At 70.6% G+C, this 17,058-nt stretch carries 10 protein-coding genes; 4 read left to right on the top strand and 6 right to left on the bottom strand.

Annotated elements, in window-relative coordinates; translation table 11 throughout:
- Window position 1: 1 nt before the first annotated feature.
- From sctV to FHT37_RS08500, 3 genes are all read right to left on the bottom strand, one after another.
- The gene (gene sctV, locus FHT37_RS08510) at window positions 2-2,056 is read right to left on the bottom strand and encodes a type III secretion system export apparatus subunit SctV (RefSeq protein WP_183480155.1); all 2,055 of its coding nucleotides are present in this window, start codon (window positions 2,054-2,056) and stop codon (window positions 2-4) included.
- 24 nt (window positions 2,057-2,080) lie between these two features.
- A complete protein-coding gene (gene sctU, locus FHT37_RS08505; RefSeq protein WP_183480153.1) occupies window positions 2,081-3,220 on the bottom strand; it encodes a type III secretion system export apparatus subunit SctU in 1,140 nt (379 codons plus the stop codon).
- Between the two features lie 186 nt (window positions 3,221-3,406).
- On the bottom strand, window positions 3,407-7,243 hold the full coding sequence (locus FHT37_RS08500) for a hypothetical protein (RefSeq protein WP_183480151.1): 3,837 nt from the start codon (window positions 7,241-7,243) through the stop codon (window positions 3,407-3,409).
- A 238-nt stretch (window positions 7,244-7,481) separates the two neighbouring features.
- On the opposite strand from FHT37_RS08500, the gene FHT37_RS08495 reads away from it, so the two are divergent.
- A complete protein-coding gene (locus FHT37_RS08495; RefSeq protein WP_183480149.1) occupies window positions 7,482-9,182 on the top strand; it encodes an HrpF/NolX family T3SS translocon protein in 1,701 nt (566 codons plus the stop codon).
- 123 nt (window positions 9,183-9,305) lie between these two features.
- On the opposite strand, the gene FHT37_RS08490 is transcribed toward FHT37_RS08495, so the two are convergent.
- Window positions 9,306-10,532, bottom strand: a complete 1,227-nt coding sequence (locus FHT37_RS08490) for a hypothetical protein (RefSeq protein WP_183480147.1) — start codon at window positions 10,530-10,532, stop codon at window positions 9,306-9,308.
- A 326-nt stretch (window positions 10,533-10,858) separates the two neighbouring features.
- On the opposite strand from FHT37_RS08490, the gene FHT37_RS08485 reads away from it, so the two are divergent.
- The 3 genes from FHT37_RS08485 to FHT37_RS08475 all read left to right on the top strand — a co-directional run bounded on the left by FHT37_RS08485 (window position 10,859) and on the right by FHT37_RS08475 (window position 14,791).
- Window positions 10,859-11,344: a hypothetical protein gene (locus tag FHT37_RS08485; protein ID WP_091733566.1), complete on the top strand. Its 486-nt coding sequence runs from the start codon at window positions 10,859-10,861 to the stop codon at window positions 11,342-11,344.
- A gap of 1 nt (window position 11,345) precedes the next feature.
- Window positions 11,346-13,148 carry a type III effector protein gene (locus FHT37_RS08480; RefSeq protein ID WP_221210982.1) on the top strand — a complete coding sequence of 601 codons (1,803 nt, stop codon included), beginning with the start codon at window positions 11,346-11,348 and terminating at the stop codon, window positions 13,146-13,148.
- 287 nt (window positions 13,149-13,435) lie between these two features.
- Window positions 13,436-14,791 (top strand): glycoside hydrolase family 27 protein, encoded by a 1,356-nt coding sequence (locus FHT37_RS08475; protein ID WP_183480145.1) that lies wholly within the window; start codon window positions 13,436-13,438, stop codon window positions 14,789-14,791.
- Between the two features lie 125 nt (window positions 14,792-14,916).
- Here FHT37_RS08475 and FHT37_RS08470 read toward each other — a convergent pair whose 3' ends face one another.
- Window positions 14,917-15,927 carry an NADP-dependent oxidoreductase gene (locus FHT37_RS08470; protein ID WP_183480143.1) on the bottom strand — a complete coding sequence of 337 codons (1,011 nt, stop codon included), beginning with the start codon at window positions 15,925-15,927 and terminating at the stop codon, window positions 14,917-14,919.
- Window positions 15,928-15,965: 38 nt separating this feature from the next.
- On the bottom strand, window positions 15,966-16,811 hold the full coding sequence (locus tag FHT37_RS08465) for an alpha/beta fold hydrolase (RefSeq protein ID WP_147240537.1): 846 nt from the start codon (window positions 16,809-16,811) through the stop codon (window positions 15,966-15,968).
- Window positions 16,812-17,058: the final 247 nt, after the last annotated feature.

The raw sequence follows: 17,058 nt of genomic DNA, 5'->3' as shown, positions 1-17,058 counted from the left end.
CTCAGCCGCTCACGCGGCCGATCGGCCGCAGCTCGACGAGGCTGCCCAGTTCCTGGAAGGAGTAGACGCGCAGCCACTCGAGCCGGCCCTCGATCATCTTGCGCACGTAGCGGCGGATGTCCATCGAGGTGACCAGCGCCACGCCCTGCGACGGCGCGCCGGCCAGTTCCGCGATGCGGTCGGTCAAGGCCATCGCGTTCTCCGGCGGCATCGCCAGGTAGTTGCCGGCCGGCGTGGGCTTGATGCACTGGCGGATCGCCTGCTCGATGGCGGGATCCAGCAGCACCGCCGACAGATGACCCTGGCCCGCCGTCGCCTCGAAGGCCAGGTAGCGGCCCAGGTCGCCGCGCACGTACTCGGTGAGCAGCAGCATGTCCTTCTCCTTCGGGCCCCAGGCGATGAGGCTCTCGAAGATCGAGCGCACGTTGCGGATCGGCACCTGCTCCTCGAGCAGCCGGCGCAGCACCTCCGCAATGCGCTGCAGCGGCAGCACCTTCTGCACCTCGGCGACGAGGCCGGGGTACTCGGGCGAGACGCGGTCGATGACCCACTGCACCTCCTGCACGCCCATGAACAGATGGGCGTGGCGGCGCAGCACGCCGAAGACCTGCGCCGCGATCACCGACTCCAGGTCCATGCACGCGCCGCGCTGCGCTTCGGGCACCGCGGCGGGCGGCAGCCACAGCGACTCGGCGTGATGCAGGATCGGCCCATGGCGCTGGGCCGCGCCGGCGAGCGCGCTGCTCGGGTCGTTCAGCAGCAGCAGCCGGCCGGGCACCGTGTGCTGGCTGGCGGGCACGTCGTTGAGCAGCACGTCGAAGCGGTGCTCCGGCAGGTCGGCCGACACCCACATTGCCGCGCCGGGGAAGGGCAGGCCCAGGTGGGCCTGCAGCTTGTGGCGTTCGGACTCGAGCGCCTCGTCGAGGCGGTCGGCCTCGAGCAGCTCGCCCAGCGGGCGCGACATCCGGATTGCCAGCGGTTTGGCGAAGTGGGGCGGCTGCTGCAGGATCGCGGGCGCGTCGCCCTTGCCGCCCTCGCGCTGCAGGGCGCTGATCGGCTTGGACAGGACGGTGGCTTCCTCCTTGCGCTGGCGCTTGCCCAGCCAGTGGGCGATGGCCACCAGGCCCATCGCCAGGCCGAGGAACTGCAGCGCCGGGAAACCCGGCACCAGCGCGAAGGCCATGGTCAGGCCGCCGGCGAGGTAGATGGCGCGCGGATTGCGCGAGAGCTGCGCGCCGATCTCCTGGCCCAGCGAACGCGGCTTCTTCTCCTGCTCGTCGGCGACGCGGGTGATCAGCACGCCGGCGGCCACGCAGATGAACAGCGAGGGCACCTGCGACACCATCGCGTCGCCGATGGACAGCACGGCGAAGCGGGTCGAGGCCTCGCCCGCGGTCATGCCGTGGTACAGCACGCCGACCACGATGCCGGCCAGGATGTTGACCATCGTGATGATCAGGCCGGCGATGGCGTCGCCCTTGACGAACTTCATCGCGCCGTCCATGCCGCCGTGCATCTGGCTTTCCATCGCCAGCATGGCGCGTTTGCGCTTGGCTTCCTCGGCGGTGAGGATGCCGGCGCGCAGGTCGGCGTCGATGCTCATCTGCTTGCCGGGCATCGCGTCGAGGGTGAAGCGCGCACCGACCTCGGCCACGCGCTCCGAGCCCTTGGAGATCACGATGAACTGCACCACCGTGATGATGATGAACACGACGATGCCCACCACCAGGTTGCCGCCCACGACCAGGTTGCCGAAGCTCTCGATCACGTGGCCGGCGTCGGCGTGCAGCAGGATGGCCTTGGTCGAGGCGATGTTGAGCGACAGCCGGAACAGCGTCGTGAACAGCAGCAGCGACGGGAACGAGGACAGCGACACCGCGTTGGGGATGAACAGCGTCGTCATCAGCAGCAGCACGCTGACGGCGATGTTGATCGCCAGCAGCGTGTCGATCAGCATCGTGGGCAGCGGCAGGATCATCAGCGCCACGATGGCGACGATGAGCGAAGCCATCGTGAGGTCGTTGCCCATGGTGGGGCTGAGGCGCAGGGCGGCCATGGCGGCGGGTCCTTCCGGGTGGGATCAGGGAGTGGGCGGTGGCGCGGCGGGCCGCGGCGACTCGGTGGAGGAGGCGGCGGGCGCGGTGGATGCGGCGGTTGCGGGCAGCGGCGCCGGCGAGGTCAGCGTGTGCAGGTAGGCGACCCAGCGCAGCACGGCGGCGACGGCCTCGAAGAGTTCCTCGGGGATGGCGTCGTCGACGGGCAGCTTGTGCAGCGCGCGCGCCAGCGGCGGGTTGCCGACGATGGGCACGCCGGACTTCTCGGCGATGGCGCGGATGCGCAGCGCCTCGGCGTCCATGCCCTTGGCGACGATGACCGGCAGCGGCGTCTCGCCCGGCTCGTAGCGCAACGCCACCGCGTAGTGGGTCGGGTTGGTGACGACGACGGTGGAGCCGGGCACGCGCTGCTCGGGCGGCGAGGTGGCCATCTCGTGCGCGAGTTGCTTGCGCTGGCCCTTGAGCTGCGGATCGCCTTCGCTCTCCTTGTGCTCGCGCTTGATCTCGTCCTTGGACATCTTCTGGTCGCGCTTGAACAGCCACAGCTGCAGGCCGAAGTCGACCGGTCCGACGATGATGAAGACGAGGCAGCCGGCGGAGATCAGCTTGATCAGGGCCTTCCAGCCGAGCACGCCGACGCCGACCGCGTCGAAGTAGGCCGCGCCGACCAGCAGCGGCACCAGGCCGCGGATCATGACCCAGAGCACCGCGCCGAGCGCGATGGCCTTGGCCACCATCTTCAGGAAGTCGATGATCGAGCGGACGGAGAAGAGCTTCTTGACGCCCTCGGCGGGGTTGAGCTTGTCGAACTGCAGGTTGAGCGGCTCGAACGACAGGTTGAAGCCGACCTGCGCGAAGGACGCGATGACGCCCAGCGCCACCGACACGGCGACGAAGGGCAGGGTGGCGAGGAAGCCGGAGCGGGCGATGTCGACGGTGAGCGCGAGCAGTTCCTCGTTGCTCTTGGCGACGACGCCTTCGCGCAGCGCGCGGATGATGAGGCCGGAGAGCTGGTCGAGCGTGGACTCGGCCATCACGATCAGCACGATGAGCAGGCCCACCAGGCCAAGCGCCGCGTTGACGTCCTGGCTCTTGGGGCTCTGGCCCTTCTTGCGGGCGTCGTCGAGCTTCTTCTTTGTCGGCTCTTCGGTCTTTTCGCCGGACATGGTGGGCGGGCCTCGCAGGCAGGAGCAGCGCGGCCGCTGCGACAGGGGTCAATCTAGAGGCCGGAGCCATCGCGGCCGCAGGGCGAGGCGAAGCGATGCGATCGGGCGCGAAGCCGGTATTGCTCCCTCTCCCGCTTGCGGGAGAGGGCTGGGGTGAGGGCGAGCGGCCTGCGCAGGCCGCCTCCCTCAACCGCGCGGGAACAGCACGTCGTTGTGCGCGCCTTCCGAGTTGTCGGACACGCGCATCTCCAGGCCGAGCAGCGACACGCCCGGCTGGTTGGCGGTGTTGAACACGTTGTTGATCACCAGCCGCCGCGGCTGCCAGGTCGACTCGTCCGCCAGGAAGGCCTCGCGCTCGGCGTGCATCGCCGCCGCTTCCTCGTGCTGGCCGAGCTTGCGGGCCAGCTGGATGCTCGCGTCGTAGCCGTCGACGGCCGCCGCGGCCGGCACCTGTAGGCAGTCCACCACCAGGTACTGCTTGAACTGGTTGTCCAGCACCGCCGCATCCTGGAAGAACTGCTTGAAGTCGGCCTCCGACGCCTGCTGCCGGAGGCGGAAGTCCTCCGGCGCCGGCTTGAAGTCGCTGGGGAACTTCGTGTACGTGTTGCCGTGGTTGATCCAGCGCGCCCGGTCGCCCTCCGCGGCCTGCTCGAAGCGTGGCAGGTCGAGGAACTCGCTCACGCGACGGCTGCGCATCGGTGCCGTCACGCCGTCCATCGTGACGAGCCGCTTGGTCACCTCGACGCCACCGACCCTGTCCGCGCTCCGGCTGGCGCCGGCCACGTCGCCCGCATTGACGGTCCTGCCGTCGCCCAGGTCCTTCAGCCGCACGCTGAGGCTGGCCGCCGCGCCGGTCTGCCGCAGGGTCCGCACGCCGGCCTTCACCTCCTGGTAGCGGTAATGGCCCGAGGCCTCCTCGGCCACGGTCTGGCGCACTTCGCCCTGGCTGCGGCCCTGCAGCCAGGCCCCGCGCGCCTGCGCGACCTGCGCCGTGTCGTCCGGCACCGCGGCGGGCCCGGGCGCGGCCGCCGTGCCAGCGACAGGCGGCGCCGCCTCCTGCGGCTGCCCCGGCACGGGCCGGGAAATGGCCAGTTGCGGACTGAGGACGTTGCCCGCGAGCTCGCCCCGCTTGGATTCGCGGTTGTACTGGCCCAGCAGGTTGAGCGAGGCCGCGTCGACGGTCGACAGGATCGCGTCGACGGGGCCGGCATGGCCCTTCTCCTGCCACAGCACCGCGCTGCGCAGCATGTCCTCGAACTCGCGCTGGTTCGTCGCCTCGGTCGTCTTGTCGCGCGGCACGCGGGCCAGCAGGCCGTTCTGCCACTGGTTCTCGTAGCTGCCGGTGGCGGTCAGGTCCGCCATGCGCATGCCGGCCGACACCAGGTCGAAGTCCTGCTTCAGCGACATGCCGACCCCGCCGCCGAGCTTGGCGCCGACCGTGCTCTGCGTGCCGACGGTGAGGTAGTAGGCCTGCGTCGTCATGCCGATCTCCATCACCAGGTCGTGCTGGTACTTGCCTGCCGCGGCCAGCCGCAGGGTCAGGGACATCGGATCGGGCATGCCGGCCTGGCTCAAGCCCAGCTGGACCTTGGAGGTGTCGAAGCCGTAGCTGTTGCCGCCGCTGAACTTGAACTTGTCGCGCAGCGACATCAGCCGGCCGATCGAGATCAGGCCGTCCAGCAGCTGCTGCTTGTCGTCGATCTGGCCGCGGTTCCAGATCGCGGAGCCGACGGCGCGGTCCAGCGTCTTGCGGAACGCGCCCACCGCTTTGGCCGCAACGGGCTCCTTGGCCTCGGTCAGGTCGGCGGCGGCGATGCGCGCCAGCTGGTGGGTCGCTTCCGCGGGCGTTACCTGGCCAGCGGCATAGCTCTCCCACATCCTGGACAGCGCCGGCTGCTGCGCCAGCGTGCGTTCATCCAGACCGAAGCGCTCCGGGACCCGGACCTCGGCGATCGCCGCGTTGACGATCCGCTCCGGCGCCCCGTCCGGCACGGCGGCGTCCAGCGCCCGTGCCAGCGTCTTGAGCGCGCGTTCCGCCGGCAGCGCCGTGTCGTTGCCGCGCAGCGTGTCGATGGCGGTCCTCATGGCGTCGACCGCCTCCTGGGTGCCGGTGATCAGGCCGGCCTGCGCCAGCGTGCGGGTCGCCGAACCGACGGCCGACGGGTTCAGCGCCGTGGCGCCGCCGATCGGCAGGGCCCGCGCGAGCGCGCCCATCACGCCGTTCTCGCGCGAGACGCTGGACAGCATGTCGGTCGTCAGCCCCTTCAGGTAGTCGTCGGCCTTCTGCAGCGAGCTGCCCGGGCCCTCGTCGAAGAAGGCGTTGCGCACCGCGTTGAACGCGCGCCGGAGGTCGGCATCCAGTCCGTCCAGCTTGAAGTCCGAGGTCTGCAGCACGGCCGCGGCGGCGGTGCGCGCCTGCGCGGGAATGCCGGTGGCGGCAGCCGGCGCGCCGGACGAATCGAGCGTGGCGTCGGCCGAGAACAGCACGCGCAAGGCGGCGTCGCGACGGGCGACCGCTTCCTTGTCCAGCTTGGGCGCGCCGGGCGCCGGTGGCGCCATCAGCGCGGACAGCATCTCGATGCCGCGCGGCAGCACGGCGACCTCCCGTGCCAGCGCGACGGCGGCGGACTCCGCGGGCGAGCGCGATTCGGGCGATGCCGCCGCGTCGGCGAGCCGCCGGACGTCCAGCGTTCCGAGCGTCTGCAGCGCCTGCGCCGCCTGTTGTCCCTGCGGGCCGTCCAGGGCGAGCTGGCCCGTCTCGCCCCGCTGGCCGAAGGCGACGACGCTGGCGCTGAAGATGTTCTCGAGCGCCGTGTCGCGCGGCAGCTGGTCCTCCTTGGTTGGCCGTGTGCGGAGCCGATCGGCCACCGATCCCAGCGTTTCGCCCAGCGACGAATCGATGGCGGCGGCCCGCCCGAGCACCACGCCGGTCTGCCGGTCCTGCAGCGCATGGAGCTCGCTCAGGGCCGTCGCGTGGCGATGCCGCGCCTGGGCCTCTCCCGCCCAGGCGCGGTCGAGCTTGTCGAGCACACGGCCCAGCAAGGGCGCGACGTCCCCCGGCAGATCCAGGGCGGACAGCGTCGCCTTGTGGGCGTCCACCGCCTGCCGGGCGGCATCGCGTTGCGGGCCGGACGCCTCCCCGGGCAACCCGTGCAGTGCATGGAGCAGCGGCTTGAAGCCGGCGACGAAGTCGCGCAAGGCGGGGCCCTTGTCCTCGGCGGCGGCCTGCAGGCAGAGCACGGACTTGTCGACCTCGACCTCGATGCCGCGTGCCGCGTACTGGGCACCAGCCAAGGCGATCAGCGCCTTCTGCTCATTCACGCGGGTGTCGAGCCGCGGTGCCCCCGAAGCGGCCGCGGCGCGGGCCTCGGCGGGCGCCATGTCGGACAGCGTGGGCGTGGCGCGAGCCCAGAGGCCCACCGACTGCGCCGCCGCGACGGCCGCGCCGGCCGCGGTCCGGGTCGCGTCTCCCGCCACCTTCAGCAGCGCGGCCCCGGCCGACCCGGAGGGAGCGTCGGCGAGCGGCGCCGCAGCGGCTTCCGCGCCCAGCCACCGGTCGAGCGCCGGCGTCTCCAGCAGGCTCGCCGCGGTCTTCAGCTGCGCGTCGCGTCCGGCGGGCACGGAGAAATCGAACCGGTCCGCCTCCAGCGATGGGAACTTCGGCGCCAGCGGCATCTCGCCGGGCGGGCCGCCCGCCGACAGGTGGTTCTTCACCTGATAGCCGGGCACCGTGACCGTGGTCGTGAGGGGGTGGTGCTTCTCCGAGCCATAGGGCACCTGACGCCACCGCAGCTGCGGCGCCACGGCGGTGGACACGCCGATGGACCCGTCGCCGCCGCGCAGGTCGCCGGTCTCGATGTCCCCCTGGGGCTGCCGGCGACGGCGCAGGCCGGTGAAGGTCGAGGACTCCGCCGCGGGCTGGGAGAGGGCGGTGGGCTGCGGCGTCGCCGGCTGCGAGCTGGTGGAGGTGCCGGGCGGCAACAGGGTCGCGGGGCTGCGGGTGATCGAGGTGTCCGAGGACATGGGGGCCTTCCTGGTGTTGTTGTTGAAACGCCCAGGTTCGGTGCGAACGGGCACCGGCGCGGGGAGCACGCGAAGCCGCGGCCGTCGATGCGAAACACGCCCGGTCGCCGCGCGGGCCGCTTCGTCTGCCCGCCCGGCGCTTCGGCCCGCCCCGAAAGCGCGATGACGCGGCCCGGGACCATGCATCGATCGGGCGCCCGGCCGCCCGCCCCAATGACGTCAGCTTCTGGAGACCTTCATGCCCCCGTCGATCGCGAACCAGGGACTGCCCGCCATGCCCTTGCCGCCGAACTTCGGCGCGGTGCCGGAGCCGGTGTCGGAGCATGGGCCGGGGTTGTCGCCGGAGTGGCGGCAGCGGCTGGATGCCGCGGTGACCCTCTCGCTGCGACGGTCCGGCGATGAGCCGGACAGCGCGAGCCCGGCGCCGGTGCCGGAGTTCTCCGATCCGGTGCCGGTGCCGGTGCCGATGAATCGCCTGCAGGCGGTGTCCACGCTGCAACGCAACGAACGCCTGTTCGAGAAGCCCAAGTCCGTCCCGGACCTGCAGCGCATCGCCGACGATCCGCGCACCGCGCCGGAGCTCGGTCGCGCGCTGCGCACGGTGCTGTCGGACGAGGAACTGAAGGATGGCCTGGACAGCGCGAGCAATGGGCGCACCGATGGCCGCATCGGCCGGACCGACCTGCACACGGTTGCGGAGTCCACCGAGCTGATCCGCTACAACCGCCGCCGCGCGGAGAGCTTCCGCCACAACTACCTGCCGTCCGATGGCGGCGGGACGGTGCGGGAGATGACCCGTCACGACGCGGCGCGTGAGCTCTACAAGTATTCCGATTACCTGCCGAAGACCACCTCGCTGGAGACGCTGCGGGAGCTGGTCGACGGCACGCTGCCGATGGACCGGCGGCCGCCGCAGGTGATCGCCGCGGCGCGTTACCTGGCGAGCCATCCCGAGGAATGGGAGTGCATCACCGGGCGGCCGCAGGACGAGGCGATCCCGCGCGCCGCGCTCGCCGACGCGCTGGCCGGCCACATCCGGCTGCGGCCCGAGGAGCGCCGCGCGGTGCGCACGATCGAGCGCCATGCGGACGACTTCTTCGACGGCCGGCTGTTCGACCGCGACAAGCTGCGCCGCATCGCCGAGGACCCCCAGCGGCCGCGCGCGCACACCGAGGCGGCGCTGGTGCTGCTGGGCGATCCGGTGCTGTTCGGGCTGCTCGACAACGCCGAGCGGGGGCACAAGAGCAACGCCTGGCGCTCCTCGGACGATGGCCGGGTCGGGCGCAACGACCTGCGCCGGTTTCTGGAGCGCGTCGATCGGACCGAGGGGCCGCCGCCGGTGGCGCCGCCCGCCGTCGAGCGGCGCGCGGAGCGGCCGGCCGATGGCGAGGTCGACATCGAGCCCCCCGTTCGGCCCTTTCCCTGGCGCGATCCCGCGGCGGTGCGCGAGATGGTGGATGGCCGCTGGAACCAGCCCGATCCGCGCACGGAGAAGGGCGGCAAGTTGCGGCGCGTCGTGACGGGGGTGATGAAGGGTTTTTCGATCTTCGAGAAGATCGGCTCGACGACCTTGGGGGCGATCGCGGCGCTGAAGATCCCGCTCGTGAGCCAGGTGGCGGCGGTCGGCTCGATGGTGTCGAACGCGATCGCTGGTGGCTTGGATGTCGGTCGCACGGCGATCGACGGGGGCGATGTGAAGAAGGCCGCGGCCAATGCGGGCAAGAGCTTCGGCAGCAATGCGCTGAGCGTGCTGACCGCGCCCGGGGCGGGTAAGGCAGTCACCGCGAGTGCCAGCGTGGTCGGGAAGACGGCCGCGAAGGCGGCGGTCAAGGAAACCGGCAAGCAGGTGTTCAACGAGGTGGTGAAGCCCAAGGCCGAGGAGCTGATGCTGCGACGACCCTCACCCCAACCCTCTCCCGCACCGCGGGAGAGGGAGTAACTCGGGCCGCGACCACGAGACTCCCTCTCCCGCTTGCGGGAGAGGGCAGGGGTGAGGGCTGCTCTCGCTCAGTCAGCCACTGGCGGACGCTCGCGCGCTGGCGTGAACGGCGCCGCCACCCCCTCACGACCGATCGGCCGGCGGCAGCTCCTGCAGTGCCACCTTCAGCAGCGGCTGGTCGCGCAGCGCCTGCCAGGACCGGCCGGAGGACGCGGTCAGCGCATCGGACAAGTCCAGCTTCGCCTCGCCCTTGCGCCCCGGCTCGAACACCTCCGCGGACGCGACCGCGAAGCGTGCGCCGGGCGCGAACGCCGCCTCCCGCTGTTCCTCGGCATAGCTGAAGGCCGACGTGTCGCGCGCCTTCGTGCCTTGCGCCAGCGGCGTCATCGTGAAGACGACCTGCCCCGGATAAGGCGCCTCACGGCTGCCGGTGAGGATCTCCTTCGTGTCGATCGTGGCGCCCGGCTGCATGCGGTCCGCCACGGCGGCCAGCGCATCCGGCCCGGGCAGCCACAGGCCGCGCATCACCGGTTCCTGCACCGCGGGCAGACGCGCCAGGCCGCTGAGCAGCGGCTGCGTCAGGCCTTGCAGCGCCCATTGCATCTCGGGCTGGTCATGACGCAGCGCGGCGTTGATCGCGTGGAAGGCGCGGCTCAACACCGGCTCGCGCAGCATCTGCACCTGGCTGTTGACGCTGTAGAGGCTGAGCGCCATCCGCTCGGGCAGTTCCAGCGGCGCGGCGCCTGCCGCCACGGGGCTGTACGAGGCCGCATCCGGGCTCAGGCCGAATTGCCGCGCCAGCTGCATCGGCGTCACCGGTCCCCCGGCGCTCGCGGCGGCGAGCAGCGCCTGCCCATCGCGGACGCCCCAGAGCAGGTCCTGCAAGGCCACGATGTGGTCGCGCTGTTCGGGCGACAGCGGCGACTTCTGGTCCTGCGCCTCCCAACCGCGCAAGGCGAGGGCGGTCTTCTGCTCGAGCCGCTCCAGCTGCTGCAGCGCCGGCGCCCATTCACCCGCGGGGAGCTGCTGCAGCTCGCGCCAGGCGGTGCGCCACGCGTCGCCATCGCGCATCACGCCCTTGAGCGCGAGCGCGTCCAGCGCCGCCGTGCTGCCGGCGACGTCGGCGCCCGGTGGCAAGGTGGACAGTTCACGCCGCGGTGCGAGCTGCGCCGACGCGGTGGACGGCCGGGTGGCGAGCGCGGAGAACGACTGGCTGCCGGGCGTCGCGACCGGCGCGGTCGTGGTCGTCGCGTTTGCGACGGCCGTCGCGGCCGCGCCGGCCGGATTCAGCAGGGAGGTGCCGGCGCGCGCGAGCGTCGAGACCAGTGACGTGAGCGGGCGGTTCGGCATGGCCGTTGTCTCCATCTATGCGTGGTGACCGAAGCATCGCGAGGCGCCCGCGCGCCCGCGCAGGTGATGCGAAGCCGGCCCCTTCGGACCGAAGGGGTGACGACCCGGTGCCATCGCGGTCCGCGGCGCTTCGCGCATCGGCATGCCGCTTCGTGCCTGGACCGCATCGCGTCCCATCCCGGCACTAGCCTCGTCGATGAGCATTCCAGCCGCCCGGCGCACGGTCCAGGCTTCCCGCGACCTGCGGGTTCCCGGGGCCGTCCGACGCCTCGGTCGACGCCGCGCGGCGCCAGCGATGCGCCATTCAGCCACCAGGAGATGAACCCATGACCTCGCCCCTCGACACCTCGACCCCGACCTCCGACCTCAGCGCCGCCTTGCCGGCTCATGTCGGCCCGCTGCTGGCGCACGTGCACGGACTGACCCGCGCCGCCGCCCGCGCGCTCGGCATGGACGCCGACGCGGCGGAGCAGGCGGCGCGCGACGGCGGCCTGGTGCTCGATGGCGAGGCGGTGCTGCTGTCGCCGGTCGCACTGGCGTCGGCGCAGGAGAGCAAGCTGGTGGTGTCCGTCACGCTGGGGCTGCGCTTGGGCGAGATGCCGCCGGCCGCGTTGATCGCGCTGCTGGCGCAGGCGCCGGGGCTGCTCGCGGTGCACGGGATGACCATCGGCAGCGACCCCGACGGCATGCTGGCGCTGCATCGCGTCGTCGACGCGGAGACCGCGTCCTCGGAAAGCCTGGTGCAGGACATGCTCACCGCCCGCCAGCTGGCGCTGCTGCTGCAGGACGCCGCCACGCCGAAGGAGCAATGACATGAGCATGAGCAAGATCCCGAGTGCGTCGCAGAGTCCGGCGCCACTGATCACCGGCAGCACCAGCTCGAACCCCACTACGCCGCTGGAGCCGCCGCGCCAGGAGGAGCTGCAGCAGCCGCAGGGCCTGCGCCGGCGTGTCCGGAGCGGCCTGGAATCGGCGGGCGACGCCGCCAGCCAGCTGGCGGGCCGGGTCGGCCTGCCGCAGGTCGTGGAGGCCGCGGCCAACACGAGCGTGACCCACACCGCCGGGTCGAAGATCAAGGACGCCGTCATGCCGACGCTGTCGACGGTGGGCGCCGTGATCAAGACCGGCGTCAAGGCGGTGAAGCAGTTCTCCCAGAAGCCCGTCTCCAGCCAGCCCCTGCAGAACGCGCTGCGGGCCGAACTGGATCCGGCCAAGCTGGCGCCCGAGGACCGCGGGCAGGCTGGCGACAACCAGATCAAGGCGCATCAGGAGGCCATCAAGTACGGCCAGGGGTCGGCGCAATGGATGGACCGCCTGCAGCCGCTCGCCACCTCGATCATGCGGGTGGGGGTCGCGGGCACGTCGATGGCCTTCGGCGTCGGGCGCAACGCCGGCCTGGCCGCGGGGGATGCCGTGGCGCGGGCGGAGCAGGGGCGTCCGCAATCCGGCGCCGTCTTCGACAACAGCGCGCCGGCCCCGGGCGCCGCCCCCTCGGGCCCGCCGTCGCTGAAGTCCATGGTCGTGTCGACTGTCACGCAGCTGTTCATGGGCTCCGCCGCCGGCGCCACCGGCAACCTGCTGGGCCAGACCGTGGTCGCACCGGTGATCAACCTGATGCCGCGGCAGTTCGCGCCGATCGACGACAAGGCCGTCGTGCCCGACCAGGTCGTGAAGGACATGAACACGCTGCTGCCCGGATCCGGGGACCAGCTGCGGGCGTCGGTGAAGGCCCAGCAGGCCGAGATCACCAACATCAGCAGCGACAGCAACGTCACGCTGGGGCAGGTCGCGTTCGACGCGGTCACCGCCGCGCGGGCGGCGGCGCTCGGCACCACGCCGCTGGGCGTGGCGGGGCAGGTGGGCTTCGGCCTGGGCGTGTCCGCCACCGCCGGTGGCGTCATCGGCGCGGTGATGGGCGTGCGGCAGTCGGTGGCGACCGTCAAGGTGCCGGACGCGGCGCAACTGAGCGAGCTGGTGGCCTCGGGTCGCGCCGATGGCGCGCAGGCGCTGCAGGACCTGATGAAGAAGGGTAACGAGGTGCCGCTGTTCTTCGCGAAGCACATGAACGCGACGGCGCCGTCGACGTCCACGCCGTCGACATCGACGGCCGGAGGCGACATCGAGTCCGGCGGCCCGGCCACGACGCAGGCGCCGCCGTTGTCCACCGCGGCGAAGGCCGGCCAGGTCGTGTCGGCCGTCGCGAGCGTCGTGACGACGCCGCTGAACGCGATCGGCGCGGCCTTCAAGGCTGGTCCGCTGATGGACCCGCAACCGACCGTCGAGGGCGCGCCACCGCGCAGCGCGTCGAGCGTGGCGCGCCATACGCTGTCGAACGTCGGCGCGAGCTTGCTGAATCGCGCAGGCGAGATGGTCAAGGCCACGACGGCGCTCGGCGTGATCTCGACAGTGACGGCCGCGGTGGCGCGGCCGCTCGCGGAGGCCGACCAGCGCGTGGCGATGGCCATCGGCGGCGCCATCGGCATCCACACGGCCATCAAGCCGTGGTTCGACTCGTCGGCCAAGGACATTCAGTCGTTCGACGCGAAGGTCAAGACCGACCGTCTGGAGGTGGTCAACGCGCAGGCGCAGGAGCAACTGGCGGCGGCGCAGCGCTGAGCGACCCGCGTCACCGATCGTGGGCCAGGCACGGACGTCTGGCCCATGACTTCGGCGATCCGGGGACCTCAGCAACGCCTGCCACCAGCGGTTCAACGGGTGTCCACCGGCGGTTGCGACCCGGGATGTCGATCTCGATATCGATCGGCGACAACTTGTGATCGCAGCCGCAGGTCGGTGCTTCGATGGCCCGTGATACCTTCCGCCGCGCTGTCGCGGCCGCCCGGCGCGGATTCACGCGTGAGGGCGCGGCGACGGCGTCAGAAGAACGAATCACGGAGACAGGAATGCTCAGTCGTCGCGCAATGATCCGTACCGGCATGGCGGGAATGGCCGGTGCCGCGGCCTCGACCTTGCAGGCGCAGGCGTCGCCCACCGCGCAAAGGTCGGCGCAGCGCGTGCTGGCGCCCACGCCGCCGATGGGCTGGAACAGCTGGAACAGCTTTGCCACCACCATCAACGAGGCGCAGGCGCGCGAGACCGCGCGGATCATGGCGGACAAGCTGCGGCCCGCCGGCTACGAGATCTTCACCATCGACATCCAGTGGTACGAGCCGACGGCGTCGAGTTACACGTACAGCGACAATCCCGAGCCCGCGATGGATGGGAACGGCCGGCTGATCCCGGCGGTGAACCGCTTTCCATCGAGCGCCGGCGGCCGCGGCTTCGGGCCGCTGGCGGCGGATGTCCACGCGATGGGCTTGAAGTTCGGCATCCATCTGATGCGCGGGATTCCGCGGCTCGCGGTCAAGCGCAACCTGCCGATCCTGGGCACGTCGTACCGGGCCGCCGACATCGCCGACACGTCGAGCGTCTGCTCGTGGAATCCCGACATGTACGGCGTGGACATGCGCAAGCCGGGCGCGCAGGCGTATTACGACAGCGTCTTCGCGCTCTATGCCTCGTGGGGCGTCGACTTCATCAAGATGGACGACATGAGCCGTCCCTACGACGCGCATGCGCCCGAGATCGAAGCGGTGCATCGCGCGATCGTGCGCGCGAAGCGGCCGATGGTGCTGAGCCTGTCGCCGGGCGAGACGCCGGTGATCCGCGGCGAGCACGTCCGCCAGTACGCGCAGATGTGGCGCATCTCGGACGACTTCTGGGACGACTGGAAGATGCTGGAGGCCCAGTTCACACGGCTCGAGAACTGGAACCCGTGGCGCCGGCCGGGCGCCTGGCCGGATCCCGACATGCTGCCGCTGGGGCGCCTGGCGCTGGGCGAGCGGGATACGAAGTTCACCCCCGATGAGCAGCGCACGCTGATGACGCTGTGGGCGATCACGCGGTCGCCGCTGATCATGGGCGGGGATCTGCGCCATCTGGACGAGGCGACGCTGCAGCTGCTCACCAATCCGGAGGTGCTGGCCGTGGACCAGGCGAGCTCGGACAACCGGCCGCATTTCGTCGAGGACGGCGTGCGGATCTGGTCGGCGCGGCCGGCGGATGGGAAGGGGCGTTACGTGGCGCTTTTCAATCCCGGTGACAAGGCGCGAGAGGTTGGCGTCGCGTTGCGGGAGCTGGCGCTGGAAGGCGCGCAGCCGGTGCGTGACCTGTGGGCGCGACGCCCGCTGGGCGAGGCCTCAGGGCGGTTCGCGCAGACCTTGCCGGCGCATGGGGCGGGGCTTTATCGGATCGGGTAGGGCCCCTGAACACGGCGAACGCATCCGGCGATTCGGGCGCGCAGTTGTGAAAAGAACCCCAGACGTTTCCGTCTGGGGTGAATGAGTTGCGTGCGACGGGTGTCGCACGACAACCCCTGGAACCGTCAACGCGCCTGCTTGACCTTGATCACGACCTTGCCCTTGGCTCGGCCCGACTTGACGTACTCGAGCGCTTCGTTGGTCGACTCGAACGGGAAGACCCGATCGATCACCGGCCGGATCGCGCCGGCGTCGATGAGCCGCGTGATCTCCTGCAACTGGCCGCCGTCTGCCTTCATGAAGAGGAAGGAGAACCGCTTGCCTTGGCCGGCCGCCTTGCGGCGGATGCCCGAGCTCAGCAGACGCATGATCAGCCGCACGAAGCCGGGGGCCCCGATCGTCTTGCCGAACTCGGGATCGGGCGGACCGGAGATCGAGATCACTTGCCCGCCGCGCTTGAGCACGCCAACGGACTTCTTGAGCGTGTCGCCATCCTGGCTGTTGAGCACGACGTCGTAGTCACGCAGGATGCCGTCGAAGTCCTGCTTCTTGTAGTCGATGACCACGTCGGCGCCCAGTCCCTTCACGAGGGCGACGTTGCTCGTGCCGGTCGTGGTCGCGACCGTCGCTCCGAGATGCTTGGCCAGTTGGATCGCGAAGGTGCCCACGCCGCCTGATCCCGCCTGGATGAAGACCTTCTGCCCGCGCTTCAAGCCAGCCCGTTCGACGAGCGCCTGCCAGGCCGTCAATCCCACCAGCGGAATCGACGCTGCTTCTTCCATGGAGAGGTCCCTGGGCTTGAGGGCGAGAGACGTCTCCTTCACCGGCACGAATTGCGCGAAGGTGCCGATCCTGAAGTCGTCCACGCGCGCGTAGACCTCGTCGCCAGGCTTGAAGAGCCGGACATGCGGTCCCGTCTTGATCACCACGCCCGCGACGTCATGTCCGAGCACCAGCGGCAGGCGATAGGGCAGGATCAACTTGAACTCGCCATCCCGGATCTTGGAGTCCAGCACGTTCACGCTGGCCGCATGGACCTCGATCAAGACCTCGTCGTCCCGCAGCGCGGGCTGCGGCATCTCGGTCGGTACGAGCGCGCTGCGCTTTCCATAGCGCTCGAGGACAAAAGCTTTCATGGTTTTCCTTATGCGTGGCGAAACGAGCGATCAGGCGCTCATCTGGCGAGGAACGCCAGGGCCTTGGCCACGAAGTCGTCGTGGTACTGAAAAATTCCGCCGTGGCCCGCATCGGGGTAGATGGTCAGTTCGCTGTTGGGCAGACGCTTGGCCAGGTCGTACGTGTTGATCGTCGGCACCATCCGGTCGTCGTCGCCGTTGGCCACAAGGGCCGGTTGCCTGACCAGCGACAGGTCCGCAGCAGGCTTCTTCCCCCACGCGCTGAGGGCCTGCAATTGCGCGACGTACGCACCCGCGGCGATCCCCTTGTCACGGTTCTCGGTGCGCTCCTGCAAACGCGCCAGGAAGGCCTTGCCCGCCTCGATGCCCTTCGGCGTGCGGGTGAAGAAGAGGTACTGCTTCGGATCCTGACCGGTGAGGGTCGCCCGCAGGAGGTCGTAATTCGCTACGCCGGCCACCTCGCTGATGCCGGGACCGCCCGCCGGACCAGTGCCCGTCAGGATCAGCTTGCGAACGAGCCGCGGCTCCTTCAGCGCGATCTCCTGGGCGATCATCCCGCCCATCGAGAACCCGAAGAGGTCGACCTGCTTGAAGCCCTTGGCCTTGATGAAGCTGATCGCATCGTCCGCCATCTGCTCGATGGTGTTGGCCGGCGAGCCGGTGCTGGCACCCACCCCGCGGTTGTCGAACGCGACCACGTGATGCTTCGCGGCGATGCCGTCCACCACGCGGGGATCCCAGTTGTCGAGCACGGCGGCCAGGTGGGCAAGGAAGACGACCGGCGTGCCGCCGTTCTGCTGGCCGAGCTCGCGGTAGGCGAAGTCCACGCCATCCGCGGAGACGACCTGCGTCGGCACGTTCTGCCAGGTTGTCTTCTGAGACATGGCGCCGGTGGAGGCGCCGCTCGCGGCTGAGGAAGGTCTGTCGACCGAGGCGCAGGCCGTCAGAAGCACAGCGGAAAGCGCAAGGAGGCCTAGCCTGATTCTCGAGCGGGTGAACATGGTGTCTCCGGGGGAGGGGTGTGGGGGGCGGTGAAACGACTGACCTCAATGATGATGTTCGTCATCCAAAAAGTCAACGATTTGATTATGGTCGGCATCTATTTATAGTGGCGGCCATTCACGCATCCAC

It is taken from the genome of Mitsuaria sp. BK037 (assembly GCF_014193045.1).
Taxonomy (GTDB): Bacteria; Pseudomonadota; Gammaproteobacteria; order Burkholderiales; family Burkholderiaceae_C; genus Roseateles.
Note: the sequence above shows the minus strand (reverse complement) of the source record. Positions and strands in the feature narration are given on the sequence as shown.

Coding starts and splice junctions, on each gene's coding strand:
- sctV (WP_183480155.1), bottom strand. CDS start 2,056: ATGGCCGCCCTGCGCCTCAGCCCCACCATGGGCAACGACCTCACGATG.
- sctU (WP_183480153.1), bottom strand. CDS start 3,220: ATGTCCGGCGAAAAGACCGAAGAGCCGACAAAGAAGAAGCTCGACGAC.
- FHT37_RS08500 (WP_183480151.1), bottom strand. CDS start 7,243: ATGTCCTCGGACACCTCGATCACCCGCAGCCCCGCGACCCTGTTGCCG.
- FHT37_RS08495 (WP_183480149.1), top strand. CDS start 7,482: ATGCCCCCGTCGATCGCGAACCAGGGACTGCCCGCCATGCCCTTGCCG.
- FHT37_RS08490 (WP_183480147.1), bottom strand. CDS start 10,532: ATGCCGAACCGCCCGCTCACGTCACTGGTCTCGACGCTCGCGCGCGCC.
- FHT37_RS08485 (WP_091733566.1), top strand. CDS start 10,859: ATGACCTCGCCCCTCGACACCTCGACCCCGACCTCCGACCTCAGCGCC.
- FHT37_RS08480 (WP_221210982.1), top strand. CDS start 11,346: ATGAGCATGAGCAAGATCCCGAGTGCGTCGCAGAGTCCGGCGCCACTG.
- FHT37_RS08475 (WP_183480145.1), top strand. CDS start 13,436: ATGCTCAGTCGTCGCGCAATGATCCGTACCGGCATGGCGGGAATGGCC.
- FHT37_RS08470 (WP_183480143.1), bottom strand. CDS start 15,927: ATGAAAGCTTTTGTCCTCGAGCGCTATGGAAAGCGCAGCGCGCTCGTA.
- FHT37_RS08465 (WP_147240537.1), bottom strand. CDS start 16,811: ATGTCTCAGAAGACAACCTGGCAGAACGTGCCGACGCAGGTCGTCTCC.